Genomic DNA, 15,051 nt, shown 5'->3' with positions numbered 1-15,051 from the left:
CCGCCGCGGGGCTACGGGTAGCGCTGCGGAAAGCCGGCGATTCTACGATGAATCAAGGACTTACCGCAAGGCAGGGGCGGCGCGGGTTAGCATCGGCGCATGTTCAGCTACCGCCATGCCTTCCATGCCGGCAACCACGCCGACGTGCTCAAGCACCTGGTGCTGGTCGCTGCGCTGCGCCACCTGACGCAGAAGGAGACCGCGCTGTGGGTGGTCGACACCCATGCCGGGGCCGGGCTCTACCGGCTCGACGGCGACTACGCCGGCACCTCCGGGGAAGCGGCCGAGGGGATCCTGAAGCTGGTCGCCGCGCTGCCGGGCCTGGCCGAGCCGGCGCCGGCGCTGACCGACTACCTCGACCGCGTCCACAGCTTCAACCGGGAAGGCTCCTGGCGCATCTACCCCGGCTCACCGTTCCTCGCCCAGGCCCTGCTGCGGCAGGAGGTGCGCGACAAGCTCAAGCTGTTCGAGCTGCACCCCACCGACAGCAAGTCGCTGGCGGCCAACATCGCCCAGCTGGGCGCAGGCCGGCAGGTCAGCGTGGCACGCGAGGACGGGTTCGAGGCCCTCAAGTCCGTGCTTCCGCCGCCGTCGCGCCGGGCCCTGGTGCTGATCGATCCCAGCTACGAGATCAAGAGCGACTACGCCAAGGTGCACGCGGTGCTGCGCGACGCGCTGCAGCGCTTCGCCACCGGCACCTACGCTGTCTGGTACCCCATCATTCCGCGGCCCGAGGCGCACGAGCTGCCGCGCAAGCTCAAGACGCTGGCCAACTCCTTTCGCAAGCCCTGGCTGCACGCGACCTTCTCGATCGGTCAACCGGACGACGCCGCACCGGCACCGGGCGAAGAGCGGCGCACGGGCATGGCCGCCAGCGGCATGTTCCTGGTCAACCCGCCTCATACGCTCAAGCCCGCGTTGCAGGCCGCGCTGCCCCAATTGCTGGACGTGCTGGGACGCGGACGCGGCAAGGGCCAGCTGATCGAATCGGGCGGCGGCTGAGCACGGCGCCCTGGGCGCGGCCGCCCTGCGCGCCACGTGCACAAAGCCAGCGGCGGGCCACACCGCCATCCCCGGCGAGCCGATCGGAAGCGCGACGGCGCCCAGCTCCGCCCTCGGCACCAGCCCTGAACCGCCACCTGCCCGGCCGCAGGCGGCGGCGTGTCAACGGATGGCCGGGCGCGTCTCCGACGCCGGCGAGAGCTCCACGATCCGGGTGCCGAAACCGAGCATCCCGAGCGCGCGCGCCGCGGCGTGGCTCAGGTCGATCACGCGGCCGCCGGTGTGCGGGCCGCGGTCGTTGATGCGGACCGTGACCCGACGGCCATTGGCGGGGTTGTGCACCTCCACCCGCGTGCCGAACGGCAGCGAGGGATGGGCCGCGGTGAAGGCATTCATGTCGAACCGCTCGCCGTTGGCAGTCCGGCGTCCCTGGAACGTGAGGCCGTACCACGACGCCGGTCCGCGGACCGGCAGCGCAGACGTGGCAGACGTGGCAGACGTGGCAGACGTGGCGGACGTGGCGGATGCGGCCGCGGCTGGCATCGGCGCCGCGGCCAGCTCCGGCGCCTGCGCTTCCTGCGCCAACGCCGGCGCGCCTGCCAGCGCAACCAGCAGCGCCAGCACGGCGGCGTGCAGCATCACAGCCCCAGGCGCCGGCAGATCTCCAGCGTCGCGGCGGCCTGGTTCATCGTGTAGAAGTGCAGACCCGGCGCGCCGCCTTTGCACAGCTGCTCGCACAGCCCGGCCACCACGTCCAGGCCGAACGCCTTGATCGATGCGGTGTCGTCGCCGTAGGCCTGCAGGCGCAGCCGGATCCAGCGCGGCACCTCGGCCCCGCAGGCATCCGAGAAGCGCAGCAGCTGGCTTGAGCTGGCGATCGGCATGATGCCCGGCACCACCGGCAGCTCCACACCACGCCGGCGCAGCTCGTCGACGTAGCGGAAGTACGCATCCGCATTGAAGAAGTACTGGGTGATGCCCGAGTCGGCGCCGGCCTCCACCTTGGCGATGAAGGCCTGCAGGTCGGCGTCGGGCGACCTGGCCTGCGGATGCACCTCGGGGTAGGCCGCCACCTCCAGGTGGAAGTGCCGCCCGGTCTCGCTGCGGATGAAGGCCACCAGGTCGCTCGCGTAGCGGAACTCGCCGCCCAGGCCGTAGCCGCTGGGCAGGTCGCCGCGCAGCGCGACGATCCGGCGGATGCCGGCTTCGCGGTAGGCCACGAGCCGCTCGCGGATGCTGTCACGCGTCTGGCCGATGCACGACAGGTGCGGCGCGGCGGACACGCCCTCGCCCATGATGTCGCGCACGGTCTGCAGCGTGCCCTCCTGCGTCGAGCCGCCGGCGCCGAAGGTCACCGAGCAGAACTCGGGCTGCAGCGCATACAGCTTCTGCCGCGCGGCGCGCAGCTTTTCGGCGCCCTCGGGCGTCTTGGGCGGGAAGAACTCGAGACTGATCGGACATTTCATCGGGACCCCCTGGTCGCCATCACAAAGAACTCACGGTTGCCGTCGCCGCCGCGGATCGGGCTGTCGAACCAGCCCTGCACCTGCAGGCCGCCACCGGCACAGGCGTCGCGGATGCGCCGCTCCACCTGCGGGTACAGCGCCTCGTCGCGCACGATGCCGCCCTTGCCGAGCTGGCCGGGCTGCAGCTCGAACTGCGGCTTGACCAGCATCAGCAGCGCGCCGCCCTCGCCAAGCAGCGGGCCCAGCACGGGCAGCACGAGCGTGAGCGAGATGAACGACAGGTCGCCGACCACCAGGTCGAAGCCGGCCGGGACAGCCAGCGTCGCCGCATCGAGATCGCGCGCGTTGCACTTTTCCAGGCAGGTCACGCGCGGATCGGTGCGCAGCGTCTCGTGCAGCTGGCCGTGCCCCACGTCGACCCCCACGACCGCCGTGGCGCCGTGCTGCAGCAGGCAGTCGGTGAAGCCGCCCGTGGACTGCCCCACGTCGAGGCAGCGCCGGCCGCGCACGTCCATCCCGGCGGCTGCCAGCGCCCCTTCGAGCTTGAGCCCCCCGCGCGAGACGTAGCGCGTCTCGGCGGCGTCCTGCAGCTCGATGCGCGCGGCGTGCGGCAGGTCCTCGCCGTTCTTGCCGACCACGCGCCAGTCGCGGCCGTCGTGCCAGCGCATGCCGGCGGCGATCAGGCGCTGTGCCTGCGACCGGGTGGCCGCCAGGCCGCGTTCGACGAGGAGCTGGTCGGCGCGCATGGGCGATCTCCCGCGGCGCCACGGGCGCCCGTAGGCCGGCTGCGGCTCCCCGGGCGGCTCGGCGCCGGCGGCGCGCATCAGTAGCGGTAGGTGTCCGGCTTGTACGGACCCTGCTTGGACACGCCGATGTAGGCGGCCTGCTCGTCCGACAGCTCGGTCAGCTGCGCGCCCAGCTTGGACAGCTGCAGGCGCGCGACCTTCTCGTCCAGGTGCTTGGGCAGCACGTAGACCTGGCCGACCTTGTAATCGTTCGGCTTGGTGAACAGCTCGATCTGGGCCAGGGTCTGGTTCGCGAACGAGGAGGACATCACGTAGCTGGGGTGGCCGGTGCCGCAGCCCAGGTTCACCAGCCGGCCCTTGGCCAGCAGGATGATGCGCTTGCCGTCCGGGAAGATCACGTGGTCGACCTGCGGCTTGATCTCCTCCCACCTGCACTTGGCCTCGATCGACGCGACGTCGATCTCGTTGTCGAAGTGGCCGATGTTGCAGACGATCGCCTGGTCCTTCATCTTCGCCATGTGCTCGAAGGTGATGACCGACTTGTTGCCCGTGGCGGTGACGAAGATGTCGGCCTTGTCGGCGGCGTATTCCATCGTCACCACGCGGTAGCCTTCCATCGCAGCCTGCAAGGCGTTGATCGGGTCGATCTCGGTGACCCACACCTGGGCCGACAGCGCGCGCAGCGCCTGGGCCGAGCCCTTGCCCACGTCGCCGTAGCCGGCCACCACCGCGACCTTGCCGGCCACCATCACGTCGGTGGCGCGCTTGATGCCGTCGACCAGCGATTCGCGGCAGCCGTACAGGTTGTCGAACTTGCTCTTGGTGACCGAATCGTTGACGTTGATCGCCCGGAACTTCAGCTGGCCCTTGCTGGCCATGTCGATCAGGCGGTGCACGCCGGTGGTGGTCTCCTCGGTGACGCCGAGGATCTCCTTGGACTTGCGGCTGTACCAGGTCGGGTCTTCCGCCAGCTTCTTGCGGATGGCGGCGTGGAGGATGCGCTCCTCCTCGCTCGAGTGGGTGTCGATCAGCGACAGGTCCTTCTCGCAGCGCTGGCCCAGGTGCATCAGCAGCGTGGCATCGCCGCCGTCGTCCAGGATCATGTTGGGGCCTTCGCCCGCGGTGCCCTTGGCGCCGAAGTCGAAGATGCGGTGCGTGTAGTCCCAGTAGTCCTCCAGCGACTCGCCCTTGATGGCGAACACCGGGGTGCCGTTGGCGGCAATCGCGGCCGCGGCATGGTCCTGGGTCGAGAAGATGTTGCACGAAGCCCAGCGCACCTGCGCGCCGAGCGCCTGCAGCGTCTCGATCAGCACGGCGGTCTGGATGGTCATGTGCAGCGAGCCGGTGATGCGGGCGCCCTTGAGGGGCTGGCTCTTCGCGAATTCCTCGCGGATGGCCATCAGGCCGGGCATCTCGGTCTCGGCGATGCGGATTTCCTTGCGGCCCCAGTCGGCCAGCGAGAGGTCGGCGATCGCGCGGTCCTGCGCGGCGGAGGGCTTGAGAACGGCGTTCATGGTGGCTCCAAAAGCGGTGTTTCGGTTCAGCCACTGCCGGCGGAGGGACTCACCGCACGGATCAGTGGGTGAGCGTCGTTGCGGTCGTTCCGAGCCTCACGCCTGGCGGCGCTGCAACGCTCCTCGGATGGGCAAGATTATACGGAGCGGCCACGGCGGAGCCACCCGGGCGCCGCGGCAGCGCGACGGCGCCGTGCGGCAGGGCCCTCGGCCGTGGACGACCTCTCGCGCCCCGGTCCCCGACCGTGGCAGGGCCGCCACGGACCGCACCGCATCGGTTACAACATGCCGATGCCCGAACCCCTGTTCTCCGCCCCCATCGATCCCATGCTGGCCAAGGTGGCCGACGCGTTGCCGCAGGGCGAGGGGTTCCTCTTCGAACCCAAATGGGACGGCTTCCGGGCGCTGGTGTTCCGCGGCCCGGACGGCGTGGTGATCCAGAGCCGTGACCTGAAGTCGCTCAACCGCTACTTCCCCGAGCTGGAAAAGGTGCTGCTGGAGCAGCTGCCGCGCGGCTGCATCGTCGACGGCGAGATCGTGGTGGCGGGGCCGCAGGGCCTGGACTTCGACGCGCTGCAGCAGCGCATCCATCCGGCCGCCTCGCGCATCGCCCGCCTGTCCAAGGACACGCCGGCCGGCTTCGTCGCCTTCGACCTGCTCGCCGCGGGCGGCAAGCCGACCACCGCGCTGCCGCAGCGCGAGCGGCGGGCGCGCCTGGAGCGCCTGCTCGGCCAGGCCCGCGCGCCGCTGTACCTGACGCCGGTGACGGCCGACCGCGCGCAGGCGCAGGACTGGCTGCAGCGCTTCGAGGGCGCCGGCCTGGACGGCGTCATGGCCAAGCCGGCCGATGCGCCCTACCAGCCCGGCAAGCGCGCGATGTTCAAGATCAAGCATGCACGCACCGCCGATTGCGTGGTCGCGGGGTTTCGCTGGTACAAGGACACGCAGGACGCCGTCGGCTCGCTGCTGCTCGGCCTGTACAACGAAGCCGGGGTGCTACAGCACGTGGGCGTGACCTCGTCCTTCACCCTGGCCGCGCGGCGCGAGCTGCTGGCCGAGCTGGCGCCGCTGCGCGAGAACGCGATGGCCGACCATCCGTGGCGCGACTGGGCCCAGGCCAGCGCGGGCGACGCCGACCGCATGCCGGGCGCCAAGAGCCGCTGGAGCGGCGGCAAGGACCTGAGCTGGGAGGCGTTGCGGCCCGAGCGCGTGTGCGAGGTGAAGTACGACCACCTGCAGGGCGACCGCTTCCGCCACGCCACCACCTTCCTGCGCTGGCGCGACGACAAGCCCCCGCAGGACTGCCGCTACGACCAGCTGGAGGTCACCACCGCGTTCGAGCTGCAGGCGGTGTTCGGCGCCAAGGGCACCCGGGTGCAGGCCAAGGCCTAGGGCTCCTGGAAGCGGTCGCGCCGCACCAGCGCGCCGAACCACCGCAGCCACAGGCCCGCCACCACGAGCGTGCCGAAGCCGCCGGCCACGACCGAGCCCACCGGCCCCATCAGCGCGGCAGTCGCGCCCGACTCGAACTCGCCCAGCTGGTTGCTGGCGCCGATGAACAGCGTGTTCACGGCCGCCACCCGCCCGCGCATCGCATCGGGCGTCTCGATCTGCGCCAGCGTCTGCCGCACGATGACGCTGACCATGTCCGCCGCGCCGGAGACCGCCAGCACCAGCAGCGACAGCAGGAAGCTGGTCGACAGGCCGAACACCACCATGCACGCGCCGTAGACGGCGACGGCGAGCAGCAGCTTGCGGCCGACCTGCCGCGCGAGCGGCCAGCGCGCCAGGGCCGCGGCCATCACCAGCGCGCCGACCGCCGGCGCGGACCGCAGCAGGCCGAGGCCGGTCGGACCCACGTGCAGGATGTCGGCGGCGAAGATCGGCAGCAGCGCCGTCGCGCCGCCCAGCAGCACGGCGAACAGGTCGAGCGACACCGCCCCCAGCAGCACGCGGTTGCCTCCGATGAAGCGCACGCCGGCCAGCAGCGAGGCCAGCGTGGGGGGCTCGCGCGCCGGCGGCGCGTGCTCGTAGCGCACGGCGGCCAGCGCGACGCAGCCGGCGGCGAACAGGCCGAAGCAGGTGCCGTACACCACGCCGACGCCGCCGGCGAACAGCAGCCCGGCCAGCGCCGGACCGCCGATCACCGCGGCCTGGATGCCGGCCGAGCCCAGCGCCATCGCCCGCGCCAGCAGCTCGGGCGGCACCAGCGCCGGCAACAGCGCCTGCTGTGCGGCCATCTGGAAGGGACGCAGGCCGCCCAGCACCAGCGACAGCCCGAGCAGCACGCCGCGCGACGCCCACCCGCCCTGCGTCGCGGCCAGCAGCAGCAAGGCGACCGCGCCCTGCAGCGCGTAGCAGGCCAGCACCAGGCGGGCGCGGTGGAAGCGGTCGGCGGCATGCCCGGCGGGCAGCGCCGCGGCGAGCGAGGGCGCGAACTGGGCCAGCCCGACCAGGCCGAGATCCCAGGCGCTGCCGGTCAGGCCGTACATCTGCCAGCCGATGGCCAGCATCAGCATCTGCTGGGCGCCGGTGCCGAGCAGGCGGGCCAGCCAGAAGCGAAGGAACGCGGGGTGGTGGAACAGGGACACGGCCGCCATTGTCCGGCGACCGCCGCGCGGCGCCCGGGAACGGGTCAGCGAGCCTTGGGCCGCAGCGGCGCCGGCACGTGCTCCAGGTTGATGCGCACCCGGTACCAGAGCGAGGAACTGCCGCGCATGCGGTCGACCAGCACGTCGGCCGGTGCCAGGTGTTCCGCCGCCTTGGGGTGCTGGGCCTTCCACTGGTCCGCCGCCGCGATCGCGTCGGCCTCGCGGTCGGCGCGCGCGATCTCCACCAGGGGCTTGCGCACGCGCTTGGCAGGCGCCGGGGCGGCAGTGCCGGCACTCCGGCGCGTCGAAGGCGGCGCGCGCGGCGGCTCGCTGGCCTGCTTGCGGTAGTGCGGCGGCCAGGGCGCGTCGCCCTGGCCCTCGCGTTCCTGCCGGGCCGACAGCTCGAGCAGGGAGTCGAGCGTCCCCGCGGCACGGTCGATCCCGGCGTGCGGATCGCCCCGCGCGCGCAGCCGTGCAGGCACCGTCCTGAGCGTGAAGTCGGCCGGATCGCACAGCGGCAGCTCGTCCCAGGTGAGCGGCGTCGACACCCGCGCGTCCGGCCGCGGCCGCACCGAGTACGCCGACGCCACGGTGCGGTCCTTGGCGTTCTGGTTGTAGTCGACGAAGACGCCGTGGCGCTCTTCCTTCCACCACTGCGCGGTGGCCAGCTGCGGCGCGCGCCGCTCGACCTCGCGCGCCAGCGCCAGCGCGGCGCGGCGCACCTGGTCGAAGGTCCAGCGGCGCTCGATGCGCACCAGCACGTGGATGCCGCGCGAGCCCGAGGTCTTGGGCCAGCCGACCAGCCCGTGTTCCTCCAGCACGTCGCGCGCGATCGCCGCCACCTCGCGGATCTGCGGCCACGCCACGCCGGGCACCGGGTCGAGGTCGACCCGCAGTTCGTCGGGGTGGTCCAGGTCGTCGGCGCGCACCGGGTGCGGGTGCAGCTCGATGCAGCCCAGGTTGGCCATCCAGGCCAGCGTGGCGGCGCTGCGCGGCACCACCTCCTCGGCGGTCCGGCCGGAGGGGAACCGGATGGTGCTCACCTCGACCCAGTCCGGGCGCCCGGCCGGTGCGCGCTTCTGGAAGAAGAACTCGCCGTCCACGCCGGCCGGGTAGCGCACCAGCACGCAGGGACGGCCGCCAGCGCCCCGCAGCGCGCCCTCGGCCACCGCGACGTAGTAGTTCACCAGGTCCAGCTTGGTGAGGCCGGCCGCCGGGAACAGCAGCTTGTCCGGATGGCTCACCACGACCTCGTGGCCGTCCACCCGCAGCACGTCTCCGGTCGATGCCTCTGCCATCGGGTCAGCCTACACCCTTCGGCGACAATACGGGGCCGGCTGCAACGCTTTGCAGCTCATCGGCCCGCCCGGAGTCCCTGTCCTTGTCCGCCTCGCCCTTTGCCGCCGAAACCCGGCGCCGCCGCACCTTCGCCATCATCTCCCACCCCGACGCGGGCAAGACCACGCTGACGGAAAAGCTGCTGCTGTTCTCCGGCGCGATCCAGATCGCCGGCGCGGTCAAGGGCCGCAAGGCGTCGCGCCACGCGACGTCCGACTGGATGGAGATCGAGAAGCAGCGCGGCATCTCGGTGGCCTCGTCGGTGATGCAGATGCTCTACCGCGACCACGTGATCAACCTGCTGGACACGCCGGGCCACAAGGACTTCTCGGAAGACACCTACCGCGTGCTGACCGCGGTCGACTCCGCGCTGATGGTGATCGACGCCGCCAACGGCGTGGAAGCGCAGACCCGGCGCCTGATCGAGGTCTGCCGCCAGCGCAACACGCCCATCATCACCTTCGTCAACAAGATGGACCGCGAGGTGCGCGAGCCGCTGGACATCCTCGACGAGGTCGAGCGCGAGCTGGGCATGCCCTGCGTGCCGATGACCTGGCCGGTGGGCAAGGGCAAGAGCTTCGGCGGCATCATGAACCTGCGCTCCGGGGCGATGACGGTGTTCGAGTCGGGCAGCGAGCGCCGGCCGCAGGACTTCGAGAGCATCCCGCTGTCGGATGCCGGCACGCTGCGCGCCCGTTTCGGCGGCGAGTACGACGCCGCCGCCGAGAGCATGGAGCTGGCCGCGGGTGCGTCGCCCGAGTGGGACCAGCAGGCCTTCCTGGACGCTCGGCAAACGCCGGTGTTCTTCGGCTCCGGCGTCAACAACTTCGGGGTGATGGAAGTGCTGGACGCGCTGGTCGACCTGGCGCCCGCGCCGCAGCCGCGCAAGAGCTCGCTGGTGGTCAACCGCCAGCCCGTCGAGAAGACCATCGACCCGGCCGACGCGGCCTTCGCCGGCGTGGTGTTCAAGGTGCAGGCCAACATGGACGCCAACCACCGCGACCGCATCGCCTTCGTGCGGATGGCCTCGGGCAAGTACACCCCGGGCATGAAGCTCAAGGTGCAACGCACCGGCAAGGAACTGCGGCCGACCTCGGTGGTGACGTTCCTGTCGCAGCGCCGGGAAGCGGTCGATGAAGCCTACGCCGGCGACATCATCGGCTTCACCACCCACGGCGGCGTGCAGCTGGGCGACACCATCACCGACGGCGCCAACCTGCAGTTCACCGGGTTGCCGTTCTTCGCGCCCGAGCTGTTCATGACGGTGCTGCTGAAGAACCCGCTGCGCACCAAGCAGCTGCAGCAGGGCCTGGCCCAGCTGGGCGAGGAAGGCGCGATCCAGGTCTTCCGTCCGCAGGCCGGCGGCGCCATGCTGCTGGGCGCGGTCGGCCAGCTGCAGTTCGAGGTGGTGCAGCACCGGCTGAAGGCCGAGTACGACGCGGACATCCGCCTCGAGGGTTGCCAGTACACGGGCGCGCGCTGGATCACGGCCGACACGCCGCAGGAACTGCGCGCCTTCACCGACGCGTATCCGCAACGGATGGCGCTGGATGCCGCCAATGCCCTGGCATTTCTTTGCACTTCGCCCTACGACGTGCGGCTGGCGCAGGAACGATTCCCCAAGATCCACTTCCACCTGTTGCGCGAACACGCCGGACTCGAATTGCAGAGCTGAACCGGCGCTTTTCGCCGCTGGGCTGCCGAATTAGCCCAGCAATAATCGGCGCTCCATTGTGGAGTTCGCCGTGTCCTTCGTTGTTCCGCTGCGCCGTGCAGCCTGCCTGGCTGGAGCCTCCGCCGCCCTGTTCCTGACCGCCTGCGGCGGTGGCGGCGGCGGTGCGGATGCCGGCGCGACACCCGTCGGCAGCATCACCAGCCTGGCGGCCTCCTCGACCCTGGCGAACATCTGCACCCCCGAAGGCCAGAAGCGCTGGGTGCGCAGCTACCTGAACGAGACCTACCTCTGGTACGGGGAGATCCGCGACGTCGAGGCGTCCGGCTATCCGACCGTGCCAGGCTACTTCGACGCGCTGCTGGTGCGCTCGCCCGACGCCACCGGCCAGGCCAAGGATCGCTTCAGCGTGCTGATGACGACCACGGCGGCCGACGCCATGCAGGGCACCACCAGCGCCAGTGGCGGCGGCTGGTCGGCCCCGGCCAGCAGTCCCGTGCCCCTGGTCAAGACGCTCGCCAGCGGCAGCGGTCGCAAGGTGGGCTACGTCCTGTTCAACGACCATTCGCAGGGCGCGCAGGACGCCCTGATCGGCGCCTTCACGACGCTGCGCAACGCCGGCGTGCAGGACCTGGTGCTGGACATGCGCTACAACCCGGGCGGCTTCCTGTACGTGGCGCAGGCCGCGGCGTCGATGGTGGCCGGCCCCACCAGCGACGGCCAGGTGTTCGAGAGCGTGCGCTACAACGACAAGCGCGATGCCGACAGTGCCAACGGCACATTCTGGTTCAGCCCCCGCACGCTGGTCGGCGAAACCCGCTTCGGCCGCGGAACGGCGCTGCCGCAGCTGGGCCTGCCGCGCGTGTACATCCTCACCTCGCGCCTGACCTGCTCGGCCAGCGAATCCATCATCAACGGCCTGCGCGGCATCGGCGTGCAGGTGGTGCTGGTCGGCGACCGCACCTGCGGCAAGCCGTACGGCTTCCACCGGAAGGACAATTGCGGGCAATCCATGTTCGCCATCGAATTCCAGGTCTACAACGCGCAGGGCTTCGGCGACTACGCGTCGGGCTTCCCGGTGCAGTGCCGCGTCGCCGAGAACTACACCACGCCGCTGGGCGCCAGCAGCGAGCCCTTGCTGGCGGCGGCGCTCCACCACGTCGACACGGGCAGCTGCCCGGCCGGCACCACCGGCGTCCAGCTGCATGCCGGCAGCACCGGCTCGATGTTCGACCGCCCGGGGGCCCCGCCGCTCGACTCGGCGATGTACCAGCCCGGCTGGAACGGCCACCGCCTGCAGTGAACCGGATGCAACCGCTGCGCGAGTGGCCGGCCGCTGCCCGGCGCGGCATCACGGGCGTCTTCACCGACATCGACGACACCCTCACCAGCGAGGGCGCGATCACCGCCGACGCGCTGGACGCGCTCGGCCGACTGCGGCGCGCCGGGCTGCACGTCATCCCGATCACCGGCCGGCCGGTCGGCTGGAGCGAGCCGTTCGCCAGCCGCTGGCCGGTCGACGCGATCGTGGCGGAGAACGGCGCCGTTGCCCTGGTCCACGGGGCCGACGGCGGGGTGCGCAAGCACTACCAGCAGGACGCCGCGACGCGGGGGGCCAACGCGGCCCGCATGCGCGCCGTGCTGGCGCGCATCGAGCGCGAGATCCCGGGCGCCCGGCGGGCGGAGGACAGCGCCGGCCGCGAGACCGACATCGCGATCGACCACAGCGAATTCACGTCGCTGCCCCAGCAGTCCATCGACGCCGTGGTGGCGCTGATGCGTGCGGAAGGCATGACGGCCACGGTCAGCTCGATCCACGTCAACGGCTGGTACGGCGCCCACAACAAGCGCGAGGGCGCGCGCTGGATCGCGCGCGAGCTGCTCGGCGCCGAGCTCGATGCCCAGCTGGACCGGTGGGTCTACGTGGGCGACTCCACCAACGACGTGCTCATGTTCGAACACTTCCCGCACAGCGTGGGGGTCGCCAACATCCGGCGCTTTGCCGACCAGCTGTCGCACGTGCCCCGCTATGTCACGGCCGGCGAACGCGGGGCCGGGTTCGCCGAAGTGGCCGACGCGATCCTGGCCGCCCGCCGGCCCTAGCCGGGCGCCCGGCCGGCCGGCTGGCGCCGGCGCTCAGGCCGCGAGACGGCCGGGCTCATTGGCCGGCGGTGCCAGCAGCGATCCGATCCCGGCTTCGGCGCCGGCCAAGGCCTTCGCCTTGGCAGCATCGCCCATCGCCAGGCCTTCGGCCCGCACGATGGAGACGTCGTCGATGCCGAAGAAGCCGAACACCGCCCGCAGGTAGCTTTCCTGGTGGTCCAGCGCGGCCAGGCCCGGGTTGGCCGCGTAGGCGCCACCGCGGGTCGACACGACGATCACCTTCTTGCCGCCGGCCAGGCCGCGCGGGCCCGCTTCGGTGTAGCGGAAGGTGCGGCCGGCCTGCGCCACCCGGTCGATCCAGGCCTTGAGCTGGCTCGGAACCGAGAAGTTGTACATCGGGGCGCCGACCACCACGACGTCGGCCGCCAGGAACTGGCTGACCAGCCGCTCGCTGATCTCGTTCTCGCGCCGCTGGGCATCGGTCAGGCCCGCCGCATCGATGCCGAGCCGGAAACCCAGCGAGTCCATGTCCAGGTGGCGCGGCGCCTGCACCACCAGGTCGAGGTGCTCGACCTGGGTGCCCGGGTGCGCCGCCACCCAGTCGCGGACCACCCGGGCGGTGAGCTGGCGCGAGACGGATTGCTGGCCCAGCGGGCTGGAATCGATGTGCAGGAGTTTCATGGCGCTTCCTCGTTTGTCGGTGGAATGATTCTTCCAACGATTCGAATCGCTGATAAGCCAGCATTTTCGGGAAGCTTCGTCCTGCCAGTGGGACAATTGGGCGCATGCAGGACCTGAACGACATGCTCTATTTCGCCGAGGTGGTGGACCACGGCGGCTTCGCGGCGGCGGGCCGCGCGCTGGGCGTTCCCAAGTCCAAGGTCTCGCGGCGCGTCGCCGAACTGGAAGCCCGGCTGGGTGTGCGGCTGCTGCACCGCACCACCCGCAAGCTGTCGCTGACCCAGGCCGGCGAGCTGTACCACCGGCACTGCGTCGCCCTGCGCGAACAGGCCGAAGCGGCCGAGGAAGCAGTGGCCCAGGTCCAGACCGAACCGCGTGGCACCCTGCGCGTGACCTGCCCGGTGACGCTGGCCCAGACCACCATCGGTCCGCTGCTGCCCGCGTTCCTGGAACGGCATCCGCTGGTGCGGCTGGAGATGGAGGTGACCAACCGCGTAGTCGACCTGGTGCAGGACGGCATCGACGTGGCGCTGCGGGTGCGCCCCACGCTCGAGGCGAGCGGCAGCCTGGTGGTCAAGAACCTGGGCAGCAGCCGCACCCTGCTGCTCGCCAGCCCGTCGCTGCTGGGGCGCGTGGGCGTGCCCGGCAAGCCGGAAGACCTGCGCGGGTTGCCGACGGTGGCGATGTCGGCGACCGATGGCCGCGCGAGCTGGCTGCTGCAGGGGCCGCAGCGGGCGACGTTCGAGCTGCAGCACCGCCCGCGCTACACGGCCGATGACCTGCTCACCCTCAAGTTCGCGGTCCTGCAGGGACTGGGCATCACCGTGCTGCCCGAGTACCTGTGCCGGCGCGAACTGCGCGAGGGCACCATCGTCCAGGCGCTGGAGGGCTGGGCGCCGCCGGCCGGCGTGATGCACGCGGTGTTCCCTTCGCGGCGCGGCCTGACCCCGGCCGTGCGGCGCTTCCTCGACTACCTGGGCGAACACGCGACCAGCGAAGGCGTGGACTGCCCGCAGTGACCCCCCGCGACCCGGCTGCGCACGCGCGGCGGCGGGTCACCCGCGATGGGGCGGGCGCTGTGCCACCAGCCGGCGGAAATGGCTTTCCATCGCCTGCGGATCGGCCGCCCGTCCCGTGAACAGCTCGAAAGCCTTGATCGCCTGCCCGACCGCCATCGTGCCGCCGTCGACCGTGCGGCAGCCGAGCGCGCGCGCGGTTCGCAGCAGTTCGGTCTCGAGCGGGAAATAGACCACTTCCGAGACCCAGAGCGATGGCCGCAGCAGCCCCGCCGGCAGTGCCATCCCCGGCAGCTTGGCCATGCCGGTCGGGGTGGCGTGGACCAGTCCGGTCGCGCCCGCGAGGGCGGCTTCGGCGGCCTCGAAGGTCTCGATGCGGCCCGGGAACCGCCGACCGAGCGCCTGCGCCAGGGACTGGACGCGGGCCGGCTCCGGGTCGACGATGCGCAGCCGCGTGGCGCCCAGCCGCAGCAGCGACCAGGCGATGGCCGACCCTGCCCCGCCGGCCCCCAGCAGCACCGGGCAGCCGAGGTCGGCGTCGGGCAGCGCGCGGCGCAAGCCCCAGGCCCAGCCCCAGCCGTCGGTGTTGTCCCCGAACAGCCGGCCATCGCGCAGGACGACCGTGTTCACCGCCCCCATCTCGGCCGCTTCGTCCGACAGGCCGTCCAGCAGCGGCAGCACCGCCTGCTTGCAGGGGAAGGTGATGTTCAGGCCGGCGAAGTCCATCAGGCGGGCGGCCCGCAGCAGCATCGGCAGCTCGCCGGGCGACCCGCCGCCGCGGTCCAGGTCGATCAGCTGGTAGTGCAGGCGCAGGCCCTGCCGGCGCGCCTCTTCCTCGTGCATCGCCGGCGACAGCGACAGCTGGATGCCGGCGCCGATGAGGCCGACCAGCAGCTTGCGGTCTTGCGGGGTCACGGCGCTG

The 15,051-nt window shown here is 71.6% G+C and carries 14 protein-coding genes and 1 riboswitch; of the genes, 6 read left to right on the top strand and 8 right to left on the bottom strand.

Annotated features, from left to right (window positions below):
• Positions 1-99 precede the first annotated feature (99 nt).
• Complete coding sequence (locus tag VFE82_RS10125) at positions 100-1,002, top strand: 23S rRNA (adenine(2030)-N(6))-methyltransferase RlmJ (RefSeq protein ID WP_325000185.1); 903 nt, start codon at positions 100-102, stop codon at positions 1,000-1,002.
• Between the two features lie 162 nt (positions 1,003-1,164).
• On the opposite strand, the gene VFE82_RS20035 is transcribed toward VFE82_RS10125, so the two are convergent.
• The 4 genes from VFE82_RS20035 to ahcY form a co-directional block, all read right to left on the bottom strand.
• A complete protein-coding gene (locus VFE82_RS20035; protein ID WP_414708750.1) occupies positions 1,165-1,641 on the bottom strand; it encodes a septal ring lytic transglycosylase RlpA family protein in 477 nt (158 codons plus the stop codon).
• Positions 1,641-2,468, bottom strand: a complete 828-nt coding sequence (gene metF / locus VFE82_RS10115) for a methylenetetrahydrofolate reductase [NAD(P)H] (protein WP_325000184.1) — start codon at positions 2,466-2,468, stop codon at positions 1,641-1,643. Before metF ends, VFE82_RS20035 begins: the two co-directional genes overlap by 1 nt.
• Positions 2,465-3,214 carry a TlyA family RNA methyltransferase gene (locus VFE82_RS10110; protein WP_325000183.1) on the bottom strand — a complete coding sequence of 250 codons (750 nt, stop codon included), beginning with the start codon at positions 3,212-3,214 and terminating at the stop codon, positions 2,465-2,467. The genes metF and VFE82_RS10110 overlap by 4 nt, the downstream gene beginning before the upstream one ends.
• 77 nt (positions 3,215-3,291) lie before the next feature.
• The gene (ahcY, locus tag VFE82_RS10105) at positions 3,292-4,728 is read right to left on the bottom strand and encodes an adenosylhomocysteinase (protein ID WP_325000182.1); all 1,437 of its coding nucleotides are present in this window, start codon (positions 4,726-4,728) and stop codon (positions 3,292-3,294) included.
• Positions 4,729-4,791: 63 nt separating this feature from the next.
• Positions 4,792-4,859, bottom strand: a riboswitch (S-adenosyl-L-homocysteine riboswitch).
• Between the two features lie 160 nt (positions 4,860-5,019).
• Between ahcY and VFE82_RS10100 the strand changes: the two genes are divergently transcribed.
• Positions 5,020-6,120 carry an ATP-dependent DNA ligase gene (locus tag VFE82_RS10100; RefSeq protein WP_325000181.1) on the top strand — a complete coding sequence of 367 codons (1,101 nt, stop codon included), beginning with the start codon at positions 5,020-5,022 and terminating at the stop codon, positions 6,118-6,120.
• Here VFE82_RS10100 and VFE82_RS10095 read toward each other — a convergent pair.
• The gene (locus tag VFE82_RS10095; protein ID WP_325000180.1) at positions 6,117-7,328 is read right to left on the bottom strand and encodes an MFS transporter; all 1,212 of its coding nucleotides are present in this window, start codon (positions 7,326-7,328) and stop codon (positions 6,117-6,119) included. The two genes, VFE82_RS10100 and VFE82_RS10095, sit on opposite strands and share 4 nt — an antisense overlap.
• Positions 7,329-7,363: 35 nt before the next feature.
• Positions 7,364-8,617, bottom strand: coding sequence for a non-homologous end-joining DNA ligase (ligD, locus tag VFE82_RS10090; RefSeq protein ID WP_325000179.1), 1,254 nt, complete (start codon positions 8,615-8,617; stop codon positions 7,364-7,366).
• A gap of 83 nt (positions 8,618-8,700) precedes the next feature.
• Here ligD and VFE82_RS10085 point away from each other — a divergent pair, with 83 nt between their 5' ends.
• The 3 genes from VFE82_RS10085 to VFE82_RS10075 all read left to right on the top strand — a co-directional run bounded on the left by VFE82_RS10085 (position 8,701) and on the right by VFE82_RS10075 (position 12,432).
• The gene (locus tag VFE82_RS10085) at positions 8,701-10,332 is read left to right on the top strand and encodes a peptide chain release factor 3 (RefSeq protein ID WP_325000178.1); all 1,632 of its coding nucleotides are present in this window, start codon (positions 8,701-8,703) and stop codon (positions 10,330-10,332) included.
• Between the two features lie 70 nt (positions 10,333-10,402).
• Positions 10,403-11,632: a S41 family peptidase gene (locus tag VFE82_RS10080; protein WP_325000177.1), complete on the top strand. Its 1,230-nt coding sequence runs from the start codon at positions 10,403-10,405 to the stop codon at positions 11,630-11,632.
• Between the two features lie 5 nt (positions 11,633-11,637).
• Positions 11,638-12,432: an HAD-IIB family hydrolase gene (locus tag VFE82_RS10075; RefSeq protein WP_325000176.1), complete on the top strand. Its 795-nt coding sequence runs from the start codon at positions 11,638-11,640 to the stop codon at positions 12,430-12,432.
• A 33-nt stretch (positions 12,433-12,465) separates the two neighbouring features.
• On the opposite strand, the gene VFE82_RS10070 is transcribed toward VFE82_RS10075, so the two are convergent.
• The gene (locus tag VFE82_RS10070) at positions 12,466-13,113 is read right to left on the bottom strand and encodes an FMN-dependent NADH-azoreductase (protein ID WP_325000175.1); all 648 of its coding nucleotides are present in this window, start codon (positions 13,111-13,113) and stop codon (positions 12,466-12,468) included.
• A gap of 104 nt (positions 13,114-13,217) precedes the next feature.
• On the opposite strand from VFE82_RS10070, the gene VFE82_RS10065 reads away from it, so the two are divergent.
• Entirely contained in the window at positions 13,218-14,132 is a 915-nt protein-coding gene (locus VFE82_RS10065) for a LysR family transcriptional regulator (RefSeq protein WP_325000174.1), read from the top strand.
• A 36-nt stretch (positions 14,133-14,168) separates the two neighbouring features.
• Here the strand turns inward: VFE82_RS10065 and VFE82_RS10060 are convergent, their stop codons facing one another.
• Entirely contained in the window at positions 14,169-15,044 is an 876-nt protein-coding gene (locus tag VFE82_RS10060; protein WP_325000173.1) for a shikimate dehydrogenase, read from the bottom strand.
• Positions 15,045-15,051 lie beyond the last annotated feature (7 nt).

The sequence above is a fragment of the Ramlibacter sp. genome, assembly GCF_035655895.1.
Lineage (GTDB): Bacteria > Pseudomonadota > Gammaproteobacteria > Burkholderiales > Burkholderiaceae_C > Ramlibacter.
This window is presented reverse-complemented; position numbering and strand designations above follow the sequence as displayed.

What these genes read in the sequence shown, in the direction of transcription:
- VFE82_RS10095 (WP_325000180.1), bottom strand. Translation starts at nt 7,328, where the DNA reads ATGGCGGCCGTGTCCCTGTTCCACCACCCCGCGTTCCTTCGCTTCTGG.
- VFE82_RS20035 (WP_414708750.1), bottom strand. Translation starts at nt 1,641, where the DNA reads ATGCTGCACGCCGCCGTGCTGGCGCTGCTGGTTGCGCTGGCAGGCGCG.
- ahcY (WP_325000182.1), bottom strand. Translation starts at nt 4,728, where the DNA reads ATGAACGCCGTTCTCAAGCCCTCCGCCGCGCAGGACCGCGCGATCGCC.
- VFE82_RS10100 (WP_325000181.1), top strand. Translation starts at nt 5,020, where the DNA reads ATGCCCGAACCCCTGTTCTCCGCCCCCATCGATCCCATGCTGGCCAAG.
- ligD (WP_325000179.1), bottom strand. Translation starts at nt 8,617, where the DNA reads ATGGCAGAGGCATCGACCGGAGACGTGCTGCGGGTGGACGGCCACGAG.
- VFE82_RS10125 (WP_325000185.1), top strand. Translation starts at nt 100, where the DNA reads ATGTTCAGCTACCGCCATGCCTTCCATGCCGGCAACCACGCCGACGTG.
- VFE82_RS10065 (WP_325000174.1), top strand. Translation starts at nt 13,218, where the DNA reads ATGCAGGACCTGAACGACATGCTCTATTTCGCCGAGGTGGTGGACCAC.
- VFE82_RS10075 (WP_325000176.1), top strand. Translation starts at nt 11,638, where the DNA reads ATGCAACCGCTGCGCGAGTGGCCGGCCGCTGCCCGGCGCGGCATCACG.
- metF (WP_325000184.1), bottom strand. Translation starts at nt 2,468, where the DNA reads ATGAAATGTCCGATCAGTCTCGAGTTCTTCCCGCCCAAGACGCCCGAG.
- VFE82_RS10110 (WP_325000183.1), bottom strand. Translation starts at nt 3,214, where the DNA reads ATGCGCGCCGACCAGCTCCTCGTCGAACGCGGCCTGGCGGCCACCCGG.
- VFE82_RS10070 (WP_325000175.1), bottom strand. Translation starts at nt 13,113, where the DNA reads ATGAAACTCCTGCACATCGATTCCAGCCCGCTGGGCCAGCAATCCGTC.